General features: G+C 66.8%; 12 protein-coding genes. 3 read left to right on the top strand and 9 right to left on the bottom strand.

Annotated features, from left to right (window positions below):
* Window positions 1-31 precede the first annotated feature (31 nt).
* From pnp to mglB, 9 genes are all read right to left on the bottom strand, one after another.
* Complete coding sequence (gene pnp, locus IEX93_RS06680) at window positions 32-2173, bottom strand: polyribonucleotide nucleotidyltransferase (RefSeq protein WP_188847446.1); 2142 nt, start codon at window positions 2171-2173, stop codon at window positions 32-34.
* A 61-nt stretch (window positions 2174-2234) separates the two neighbouring features.
* Window positions 2235-2504, bottom strand: a complete 270-nt coding sequence (gene rpsO, locus IEX93_RS06675; protein ID WP_188847445.1) for a 30S ribosomal protein S15 — start codon at window positions 2502-2504, stop codon at window positions 2235-2237.
* Between the two features lie 68 nt (window positions 2505-2572).
* Window positions 2573-2698, bottom strand: a complete 126-nt coding sequence (locus IEX93_RS11750; RefSeq protein ID WP_268239051.1) for a hypothetical protein — start codon at window positions 2696-2698, stop codon at window positions 2573-2575.
* A complete protein-coding gene (locus tag IEX93_RS06670) occupies window positions 2695-3165 on the bottom strand; it encodes a hypothetical protein (RefSeq protein ID WP_188847444.1) in 471 nt (156 codons plus the stop codon). The genes IEX93_RS11750 and IEX93_RS06670 overlap by 4 nt, the downstream gene beginning before the upstream one ends.
* A 55-nt stretch (window positions 3166-3220) precedes the next feature.
* Window positions 3221-4909 (bottom strand): ba3-type cytochrome C oxidase subunit I, encoded by a 1689-nt coding sequence (gene cbaA / locus IEX93_RS06665; protein ID WP_188847443.1) that lies wholly within the window; start codon window positions 4907-4909, stop codon window positions 3221-3223.
* A gap of 3 nt (window positions 4910-4912) precedes the next feature.
* Window positions 4913-5416, bottom strand: a complete 504-nt coding sequence (gene cbaB, locus IEX93_RS06660) for a ba3-type cytochrome C oxidase subunit II (RefSeq protein WP_188847442.1) — start codon at window positions 5414-5416, stop codon at window positions 4913-4915.
* Window positions 5417-5422: 6 nt separating this feature from the next.
* Window positions 5423-5527 (bottom strand): cytochrome c oxidase subunit 2A, encoded by a 105-nt coding sequence (locus IEX93_RS06655; RefSeq protein ID WP_188847441.1) that lies wholly within the window; start codon window positions 5525-5527, stop codon window positions 5423-5425.
* Window positions 5528-5701: 174 nt separating this feature from the next.
* Complete coding sequence (mglA, locus tag IEX93_RS06650) at window positions 5702-6292, bottom strand: GTPase MglA (RefSeq protein ID WP_188847440.1); 591 nt, start codon at window positions 6290-6292, stop codon at window positions 5702-5704.
* Window positions 6293-6294: 2 nt separating this feature from the next.
* Entirely contained in the window at window positions 6295-6786 is a 492-nt protein-coding gene (gene mglB / locus IEX93_RS06645; RefSeq protein WP_188847439.1) for a GTPase-activating protein MglB, read from the bottom strand.
* Window positions 6787-6803: 17 nt separating this feature from the next.
* Here mglB and IEX93_RS06640 point away from each other — a divergent pair, with 17 nt between their 5' ends.
* Genes IEX93_RS06640 through IEX93_RS06630 form a run of 3 tightly spaced genes read left to right on the top strand, consistent with a single transcriptional unit; the run spans window position 6804 to window position 9948 of the window.
* A complete protein-coding gene (locus IEX93_RS06640; protein ID WP_188847438.1) occupies window positions 6804-8129 on the top strand; it encodes a M20/M25/M40 family metallo-hydrolase in 1326 nt (441 codons plus the stop codon).
* A 20-nt stretch (window positions 8130-8149) separates the two neighbouring features.
* Window positions 8150-9031 carry an agmatinase gene (gene speB, locus IEX93_RS06635; RefSeq protein WP_188847437.1) on the top strand — a complete coding sequence of 294 codons (882 nt, stop codon included), beginning with the start codon at window positions 8150-8152 and terminating at the stop codon, window positions 9029-9031.
* A gap of 29 nt (window positions 9032-9060) precedes the next feature.
* Window positions 9061-9948 carry an alpha/beta hydrolase family protein gene (locus IEX93_RS06630; protein ID WP_188847436.1) on the top strand — a complete coding sequence of 296 codons (888 nt, stop codon included), beginning with the start codon at window positions 9061-9063 and terminating at the stop codon, window positions 9946-9948.
* Window positions 9949-9954: the final 6 nt, after the last annotated feature.

Here is a 9954-nt window from a genome sequence, read left to right as displayed (position 1 = left end):
GGATCGTCTCCTTTAGAAAGACCCCCAGGGGCTACTTGCGCCGCCTGGGGGGGATCTTGCCTTCCAGCTCGGGGCGGATCAGGTCAATCTTTCCCCGCTCGTCAATGCGGTGGACCTTGACCTTGATCACGTCCCCCACCTTGAGGTGGTCCTCCACCCGCTCCACGCGGCCCGGGGCGATCTGGCTGATGTGGAGAAGCCCCTCGGTGCCCGGGAAGAGGCTCACGAAGGCGCCGAAGGGGGTGATCCTGGTGACGGTGCCCTCGTAGATCTCGCCCACCTTGGCCTCGCGGGTGAGTTCTTCTATGCGCTTTTTGGCCTTTTCCGCCGCCTCGAGGTCGGCGGAGTAGATGCGCACGGTCCCGTCCTCCTCAATGTCCACCTCCACCCCGAGCTCCTCCAGGGCGCGCACGTTCTTGCCCCCGGGGCCGATGACCAGGCCGATCTTCTCCACGGGGATCTTGAGGGAGACGATCCTCGGGGCGAAGGGCTTGAGCTCGGGCCGCGGGGCGGGGAGGACGCTTTCCATCAGGTCCAGAATCCTTAGCCTCGCCTCCCGGGCCTGGAGGAGGGCTTCTTTGAGCACCTCCCGGGGAAGGCCCCCCACCTTGTTGTCCATCTGGAGGGCGGTGACCCCTTTGCGGGTGCCCGCCACCTTGAAGTCCATGTCGCCGAGGGCGTCCTCGAGGCCCAGGATGTCCGTGAGGATCACCGCCCGGTTCCCTTCCCACACGAGCCCCATGGCCACCCCCGCCACCGGGGCCTTGATGGGGACCCCGGCGTCCATGAGGGCCAGGCAGCCGGCGCAGACCGTGGCCATGGAGCTAGAGCCGTTGGACTCCAGGACATCCCCCACCACGCGGACGGTGTAGGGGAAGTCCTCCTCCTTGGGCATCACCGCCTTGAGGGCCCGCTTGGCCAGGTTGCCGTGCCCCACCTCGCGGCGGGAGACCCCCCTAAGGCGCCGCACCTCCCCGGTGGAGAAGGGGGGGAAGTTGTAGTGGACGAGGAACTTCTCGGTCTCGTCAATGCCCAGGTCGTCAATGATCTGCTCGTCCCGCCCGGTACCCAGGGTGACGGTGCCCAGGACCTGGGTCTCCCCCCGGGTGAAGACGGCGGAGCCGTGGGCCCGGGGCAGGACGTCCACCTCTATCCAGATGGGCCTTAGGTCCTTGGGGCCCCGCCCGTCCGCCCGCTTGCCCTCCTCCAGAACGAGCCGCCTGAGCTCCCGCCGCACCACCTCGTCAAAGGCGCTCTCGTAGAGGAGTTTCTTGCTCTCGTCCGGGGTGCCGTCCTCCCCTTTGGGAAGGGCCTCGGCGATGAGGCTTTCGGCGAACTCCGCTAGGGCCCGGCTCCTTTCCCCCTTGCTCGCCGTCTGCAGGACCTGGGAAAGCCCCCGCTCCAGGGCCAGGCGGTAGAGGGCTTCCTTGGCTTCCTCGGGGAGGGTCTCGGGCGGGGTCCAGGCCATCTTGGGCTTGGCGAGCTCCCGGGCCATCCTTTCCTGCAGGTCCAGGATGGGCTGCATCTCCTTGTGGGCGAACTCCAGGGCCTGGACCAGGGTCTCCTCGTCCACCTCCCCGGCCTCCGCCTCCACCATGAGGATGGCCTCCCGGCTCCCCGCCACCACCAGGTCCAGCTGGCTTTCCTCCAGCTCCTGGAGGGTGGGGTTTAGGACGAAGCTCCCGCCGATGAGGCCCACCCGCACGGCGGCGATGGGGCCTTCCCAGGGGATGTCGGAGAGCATGAGGGCGGCGCTCGCCGCGATGGGGCCCAGGATGTCCGGCGGGTTCTTCTGGTCGGCGGAGAGGACGGTGACGATGATCTGGACCTCGTGGCGGAACCCCTTGGGGAAGAGGGGCCGGATGGGGCGGTCCGTCATGCGGGCGGAGAGGATGGCCTTCTCCCCGGGACGCCCCTCCCGGCGCATGAAGCTTCCCGGGATCTTCCCCACGGCGTAGTGCCGCTCCTCAAACTCCACCGTGAGGGGAAGGAAATCGGCCTCCACCGGCGTCTCCGAGGCTTGGGCCGTGGCCAGGACCACGGTGTCGGCGTAGCGGACCAGCACGGACCCCGAGGCTTGTTTGGCGTACTTGCCCGTCTCCAGGACGAGGGGCCGCCCCGCCAGGGTGAGCTCGTAGCGGTGGGCTTGGGGGACGTTGGGTGTACCTTCCATGGCGCTCCTTCCAAAAGCGAAGGGCGGAGCTTTTGGCCCCGCCCCCGACCTGTTTCCTAGTTTAACCCCGGATGCCCAGTTTCTCAATAAGGGCCCGGTACCGCTCGGGGTCCTCCCGCTGGAGGTAGCGGAGGAGCCTGCGGCGCTGGCCCACCAGCATCAGGAGGCCGCGGTGGGAGTGGTGATCCTTCCTGTGGGCCTTGAGGTGCTCGGAAAGCCGGTTGATGCGCAGGGTAAGGAGGGCCACCTGCACCTCGGTGCTCCCCGTGTCCCCGGGGAAGCGGGCAAACTCCTGGATGACTTTCTGCTTCTCTTCCTTGGTGATGGGCATGTTTTCCCTCCGTCAGGCGGGAAGGCGCTTTAAGCCCCTTCCTCCTCGAGGCGGTCTCCCGCCAAGCCTTACCCAGGATAGGCCCTCCTCCCCGTCCCGTCAACCAGGAAGAGGAGGAGGGCGCTGAGGGCGAGGGCGGCCCCCGTGAGGAAGCTCACGGCGCCGAGGAGGTAGACCAAAGGGGGAAGCCTCACGGCCGGGCCCTCCAGAGGAGCCCGAGGAGGACGGGTTCCGGGGCGGCCATCAAGAGGGAAAGGGGGTCTAGGGGGGCGGGGGAGAGCCAGGCGGGGCCTAGGGGGGTGAGGAAGGGCAGGGGCAGGGTCCGGGTGAGGAGGAAGAGGAGGAGGAGGGCCGAGGAGAGCCCCATCCCGAGCCGCCACACCAGGGGGGCGAAGGGGGGGGCCTTTTCGGGGTACATGAACCGGAGGAGGACAAGCCCCAGGGCGTAGGCGGCCTTGAGGGCGAGGAGGACGAGGAAGGCCTGGCCGTAGAAATAGTACTCGCTCACCAGGCCGTACCGCACCGCCTCGGCCTCCGAGACCCCAAGGGCGCTCCCGCAAAGCCCCTCCCCCAGGGTTTCCGAAAGCCCAAGCCCCAGGAACTGGAGGAAGAAGGGCAGGACCTCGAGGACCGCGATGGCGTAGGCGTGGGCGAGGAACATCCCCAAGAAAGTTTCCCCTCCCCGGGGGAGGGGGTCAAGGGACAAAGGGCCTAGGCTACCAGAGCCGCATACCCGGCACGGGGTTCAGGTGGCTGAAAAGCTGGACCAGGGTGGGCCCGTAGGCCAGGACCACCAGGATCACCGCCACGGCGAACCAGAAGCCGATCCGGTCCATGGCCAGGACGAGCCTGCGGTCCTCGGGGCCGGAGAGGACCTCAGCGAAGGGCACCGGGGCCTCCGCCAGCTCGGGCTTCCGCTCCCGGGAAAGGAGGATGCTGAAGAGGCCGTAGATGAAGAGGAGGAGGGCCACCAGGAGGATGATCCCCGCCAGGACGTTGAAGACCATGGGCACCGCCGCCTGAGGGTAGGCGTCGGGAACCTGGGCGATGTAGGACCGCCGGGGCACGTTCAGAAGCCCCGCCCAGTGAAGGCCCACCGCCATGACCATCATGCCCAGGAACCAGAGCCACACCACCGCCAGGCCAAGCCGCCTCTGTCCGTCGGAGATGGGCTTGCCCGTGAGGTTGGGAAGGAGCCAGTAGAGGGAGCCCATGGCGGTGAGGGTCACGAGGCTCGCCACCTGGAGGTGGAAGTGGCCGGGGACCCAGGCGGTGTTGTGGACCACGTAGTCCAGGGTGAAGCTGGCGTTCACGATGCCCCCCGCTCCGCCTGGGATGAAGCCCAAAAGGCCCAAGACCGGGGCCACGAAGGCGGGGTTGTCCCAGGGGAGGGCCTTGATCCAGCCCAAAAGCCCCCTGCCCCCCCGCATCCTTCCGGCCAGCTCCAGGCTGGCGGCCACGGTGAAGGCGGTCATGAGGCTGGGCACCGCCACGAAGAGGGTGAGGACGGAGTGGATCATCTTCCAGGTGGGGTCAATCCCGGGGTCGGCGAACTGGTGGTGGAACCCCACCGGGGTGGAGAGGAGGAGGAAAAGGAGGAAGGCGAGCCGGGCCATGGGGTCGGAGACCAGCTTCCCCCCAGCCTGCTTGGGCAACACCGTGTAGATGATGGCGTAGGCGGGAAGGAGCCAGAAGTAGACGATGGGGTGGCCCGTCCACCAGAAGAGGGTGCGGGCCAGGAGGGGGTCCACCCCCTGGATGAGCCCGAAGGACCAGGGGAGAAGGAAGAGGACCGCCTCCAGCACGAGCCCGATGGAGGCGATGAACCACATGAGCCAGAACACCACGGCCATGTAGGTGACGAGAGGGGTCACCTTGCCGGGGTTTTGCGCCTTCCAGCGCCGCCACAGGTCCAAAACGATGTAGATGCTGACCCAGGTGGAGAGGACGAAGAGGCTCGCCCCCAAATAGAAGGCCCAGTGCCCTTTGAGGGGCGGGTAGAAGGTGTAAAGGACCGTGGCCTCGTTGGCGAGGAGGGGAAGGGCGGCCACCCCAAGGCCGAGGAAGGCCATCCACCAGGAGAGCCACATGAGGCCCATGTTGGGCCGCAGGTTCAGCTCCCGGGCGGGGAGGTAGACCATGATGGCCTGGGCGAAAAGCTGGGTGAAGACGATGGCGTTCAAGACCCCGTGGAGGGTCAGGCCCTGGTAGTAGGACTGGACGAAGGGGAGAAGGCGCTTAAGCAGGGGGTAAGCGTCCACGTTCCCGTAGTTCAGGGCCTGGAAGGGGCCGAAGAGGCTTCCCACGATGACGGCCAGAAACCCCAGGACCAGGAAGTAAAGGGTGGCCTTCTTCTCGGGGTAGGCCTCGTAGATCCGGCTGATCTCTCCCGCGCGCAGCGCCATGGCTCACTCCTTCACCACGATCTTCCCGAACATGTTCTGGTGGCCTAAGCCGCAGTACTGGTTGCAGATAATCCGGTACTCGCCTGCCTCTTTAAAGGTGTAGCGCACCGTGGAGACCTCGCCCGGCAGGACCTCCACGTTGATGTTGGTGCCCTCCACGTGGAAGCCGTGGATGACGTCGGGGCTCGTGATCTTGAAGACGATCTCCGCCCCCTTGGGCACCTCAATGGGGTTCGGCTGGTAGCCGAAGGCGAAGGCCAGGACGTAGACGGTGTACTGGTTGGGGCCGGTCTGGACCACCGCCTGGGCGGGGTCGGCCCAGGGGCCTTCGGAGCGCACCGTGGTGGGGTTCACCCGTTCCAGCTTGCCTGCGGGGATGACCCCGGAGGTGTGGGTGGCCAGGGTGTAGGCGATGAGGGCGATGAAGACGAAGAGCATCGCCAAGGAGAAGGCGAGCCACCCCTTCTCGTAAGCTAGGATCGCCTTGTGGGCCTTGCGCTCGTCCACCCTACCTCACCCCCTAGCGAGGAAAAGGGCGTATACCCCTAGCCAGAAAACCAGGATTGTCAGGGCCAAAACTACGATGACGCCGAGGGCGCCTGTGGGTTTTTCCTCCATACCCTCCCTCCTTTCGCGACGGATGGTCGCATACGGGATCCATGGTAGGGAAAGGAGGGGCGGAGCGGGAGGTACGTTTGTCCCTTAGGAAAAGGTGTTTAGGGACTTTTGTCCCGATTTTTTTGAAACAAAAATAAAAAGCCGGAGGGTATCCGGCCTCGAGCCCCCGGGCCTTTAGGTTCCGCTCGCCACCCGGGCCAGCACCAGGCGGCTCACCTCCTTGAGGGTCTCAAAGACCCCCTTGCCCTCGGTGGCCACCGCCTCAAAGACGGGAAACCGCCCCTCGGGGTCCACCACCGCCCGCACCATCTCCACGGGGAGGGCGTCGGGGAGGTCCCTTTTGTTCACCTGGAGGACCACGGGCACGTCCTCCACCTTAAGCCCGTACTCCGCCAGGTTCTCCCGCATGTTGCGCATGCTCTCGGCGTTGGCCCTGAGGCGGTTGGGGGCCGAGTCGGCCACGAAGACGATGCCGTCCACGCCCCTCAGGATGAGCTTGCGGCTGGCGTTGTAGAAGACCTGGCCCGGGACCGTGTAGAGGTGGAAGCGGGTCTTAAACCCCTTGACCTCCCCCAGGTCCAAGGGGAGGAAGTCAAAGAAGAGGGTGCGCTCGTCCTCCGTGGCCAAGGAGACCATCTCCCCCTTGCGCCCCTCGGGGATCTTGCCGTAGATCCACTTGAGGTTGGTGGTCTTGCCCGAGAGGCCGGGTCCGTAGTAGACGATCTTGAAGTTGATCTCGCGGTTGGCGAAGTTGATGGTGCTCATGCCTAGTTACCCAGGAGCTCGTCTAGGAGGGCCTTGGCTCCTTCTTGGTACTCCGTGTCCAGGGGGAGTTTGGGCGGGTTGGCCAAAGCCTCCTCCGTGATCTCGGCCAGGGCCGAAGCCGCCCGCTTACCGTAAAGCTTCACCTTGCCCAGGGGGGCGCTTTCGTCAAAGATGAGGACCAAAAGGGCGTGCTCCCCGGCCTCGTCCACGTAGAGGCCCATCCTCTCTCCCTGGTGGACCACCTCCTGGAAGCGGGCTTCGCCCAGGAGCTTGGCCAGGGCCTGGGTGGCGGCGGCGTTGCCCGCCACCAGGGTGGCCAGGCTGTCCAGGGGGGGAGGCTTGGGGGCCCAAAGGGCCTCCTTGTGGGCCAGGACGAAGCCTTTGCGGTCAATGAAGAGGGCGTAGCGGGCCCCGGTCTCCCGTAGGGTTTCCTCTAGGACGGCCATGGCCCGCTCGTAAGGGGCCCCGTAGAGGACCAGGGAAGGCTCCACCATAGTATGCTCAGTCTACCATGTGGGGCTTTCTGGAAGAGGCAAGGGCGTTTCTTGCAGAGCTTGTGGCCGTACCCTCGGTGAGCGCCGAGGGGAAGGCCCTTCGGGAAGCGGCGGAAAAGGTGGCCGAGGCGTTGGAGGGCTTGGGGCTTCGCCCCGAGCTCCACGAGGGCTATGGCCCCCCCGTGGTCTATGCCGAGGGAGGCGAGGGGGAGAGGACTCTCCTCTTCTACAACCACTACGACGTCCAGCCCCCGGACCCCTTGGACCTCTGGGAGACGGACCCCTTCCGGCTCACCGAGCGGGACGGGGCCTGGTACGGGCGGGGGGCCCACGACGACAAGGGGGAGCTGGTGGCCCGGATGGTGGCCCTTAAGCTCTTCCGGGAGAAGCACGGCTTTCTACCCCGGGTGAAGTTCGTGGTGGAGGGGGAGGAGGAGGTGGGAAGCCCCCACCTCGAGGCCTACGTGGCGGACAAGCGGGACCGCCTCCAGGCGGAGGCCATCCTCTGGGAGGCGGGGGGCGTGGACGCCAAGGGCAGGCCCTACCTCTACGCCGGCCTCAAGGGGATCGTGGCCCTGGAGCTAAGGGTGCGCACGGCAGCCTTTGACCTCCACTCCTCCTACGGGGCGGTGGTGGAAAACCCCATCTACCGCTTAAGCCGCGCCCTGGCCTCCCTTCGGGACGAGGAGGGACGGGTTTTAATCCCCGGATTTTACGACCGGGTCCGCCCCCTCACCCCCTTGGAGATGGAGGTCTTGGCCGAGATCCCCGACGAGTCGGAGGCCCTAAGGGAGGCCTTTGGCGTGCGGGACTTCCTGGGCGGGGCGAGGAACCTGGAGTTTAACCAGCGCCTTTACGCCGAGCCCTGCGTGAACTTCAACGGCTTCCACGCGGGGTACGGGGGCCCCGGGTCCAAGACCGTCCTCCCTGCGGAGGCCCGGGCCAAGCTGGACTTCCGCCTCGTCCCCGACCAGGACCCCGAGGAGGTGCCCGCTCTCCTTAAGCGGCACCTCGAGGCCCAGGGCTTCCACGACGTGGAGGTGGTGGTCCTGGAGAAGGGGGAAAAGCCCGCCCGATCGGACCTGGCCCACCCCTTCGTGGGCCTGGCCAGGCGGGCCCTGGAGGAGTCCTTTGGCCAGAGGGCCGTTCTTTACCCCAACATGGCGGGCTCGGGGCCCATGCACCCCTTCCTCCACCACCTCAAAGCCCCGGCGGTGGGCCTCGGGGTGGGCTACCCGGGAAGCCGGGTCCATAGCCCCAACGAGCACATCCGCATCCAGGACTTTGCGCGGGGCACCCTGGCCATCCTGCGCCTGTTGGAGCTTTTCTTCCTGGGCCGCTAGTGGGGTATCCTTGGGGGGCTATGCGCCTCGTCTTCGGCGAGCGGGACACCCCTTACGAGGCGGCGCGGGTGGTGGTCCTGCCCGTGCCCTATGACCTTTCCCTCTCCTTCCTCCCGGGGGCCAGGAGGGGCCCCGAGGCCATCCTCCTGGCAAGCCGGGAGCTTGAGCCTTTTCTTTTGGAGCTGGGCGCCTCCCCCGAGGAGGTGGGGATCCACGCGGCCGAGCCGGTGCCCTGGGTGGCGGGGATGGCCGAGGAAAGCCACCGCCTCATCCGGGAGGAGGCCTTAAAGCACCTCCGGGCGGGGAAATGGGTGGTGGCCCTGGGCGGGGACCACTCCATCACCCACCCCTTGGTCCAGGCCCACAAGGAGGCCCTGGGGGCCTTTTCCCTCCTCCACATAGACGCCCACGCCGACCTCTACCCCGAGTGGCAGGGCTCGGTCTACTCCCACGCAAGCCCCTTCCACCGCCTTCTCCAGGAGGGGTTTTCCCTGGCCCAGGTGGGGATCCGGGCCATGGACCGGGACTCCTTGCGCTTGGCCCGGGAGAAGGGGGTGGCCCTTTTCCCCGCCCACCGGATCCACCGGGAGGGGCTTCCCCTCAAGGAGATCCTTGCCGCCTTGGGAAAGCGGGTCTACATCAGCCTGGACTTTGACGCCCTGGACCCCTCGGTGATGCCCAGCGTGGGCACCCCCTTGCCGGGCGGGCTTTCCTACCGGCAGGTGGTGGACCTCCTCGAGGCGGTCTTCGCCGAGAAGGAGGTGGTGGGAATGGACTTCGTGGAGCTTTCCCCGAACGGCCAGTTCCACGCCGAGATGACCGCGGCCCAGCTCGTCTACCACGCCATCGGCCTGAAAGGGCTTCAGGCGGGCTGGCTTTCCCGGGAGGCGGACCACATTTAGCCCGAAGGTTCCCCGTTAGCCTGGGGGGTATGCGCCCAGGCCTTTTCCTGGCCCTTCTGCTTCTTCCGGCTTTCGCCCAGGTTCTCACCCTCCCCGGGCTCCGGGCTCGAGGCTACGGGGAAGGGGGGTTTCGGGTGGAAAGGGTCTTGGAGGAAAGGCCCGCCTTTAGGCGGGTCCAGTTCTCCCACCTCTCCGATGGCCTTAGGGTCCACGGCTTCGCCAACCTGCCCAAAGGCCAAGGGCCCTTCCCCGTGGTGGTGGTCCTCCACGGCTACGTGGAGCCAAGCCGCTACCGCCTCCTCGCCTACACCACTTCCTACGCCGACTTCCTGGCGGAACGGGGCTACCTCGTCCTCCACCCCAACTACCGGGGCCACCCCCCCTCCGAAGGGGCCCCCGCCCAGGGTCTCCGCCACGCCTACGCCGTGGACGTGCTGAACCTCCTGGCCGAGGTGCGCAAGGGGGCCTTTCCCGAGGCGGAGGCCTCCCGCATCGCCCTCTTCGGCCACTCCATGGGGGGCGGGGTCGCCCAGATCGTAAGTCTGGTGGACCCCGGCCTTAGGGGTGTGGTCCTCTACGGGAGCATGAGTGGGGACGAGCGGCTGAACCTGGAAAGGATCCGCTTCTGGTCCCAGGGAAGGCGGGGAGGGGAGCTTTTGGCCCTGCCCGAGGAGGTCCTCCGCCAGGCTTCGGCCTGGACTTACCTAGCGGACCTTTCCGTCCCCTATAGCGTCCACCACGGGCTTAAAGACGCCCAGGTGCCCCCGGAGTGGTCCTGGGAGCTCTGCCGGAGGCTTAAAGCCCTAAAAAAGCCCGTGGAGTGCTTTAGCTACCCGGGGGGGCACCTTTTCCGGGGGGAGGTGGACCGGGCCTTCCGGGAGCGGGTGTTGGCCTTTTTGAGGCGGGCGTTGCGCTAGCCTGGG

The sequence above is a fragment of the Thermus composti genome, from assembly GCF_014647535.1.
GTDB classification, from domain to species: domain Bacteria; phylum Deinococcota; class Deinococci; order Deinococcales; family Thermaceae; genus Thermus; species Thermus composti.
This window is presented reverse-complemented; position numbering and strand designations above follow the sequence as displayed.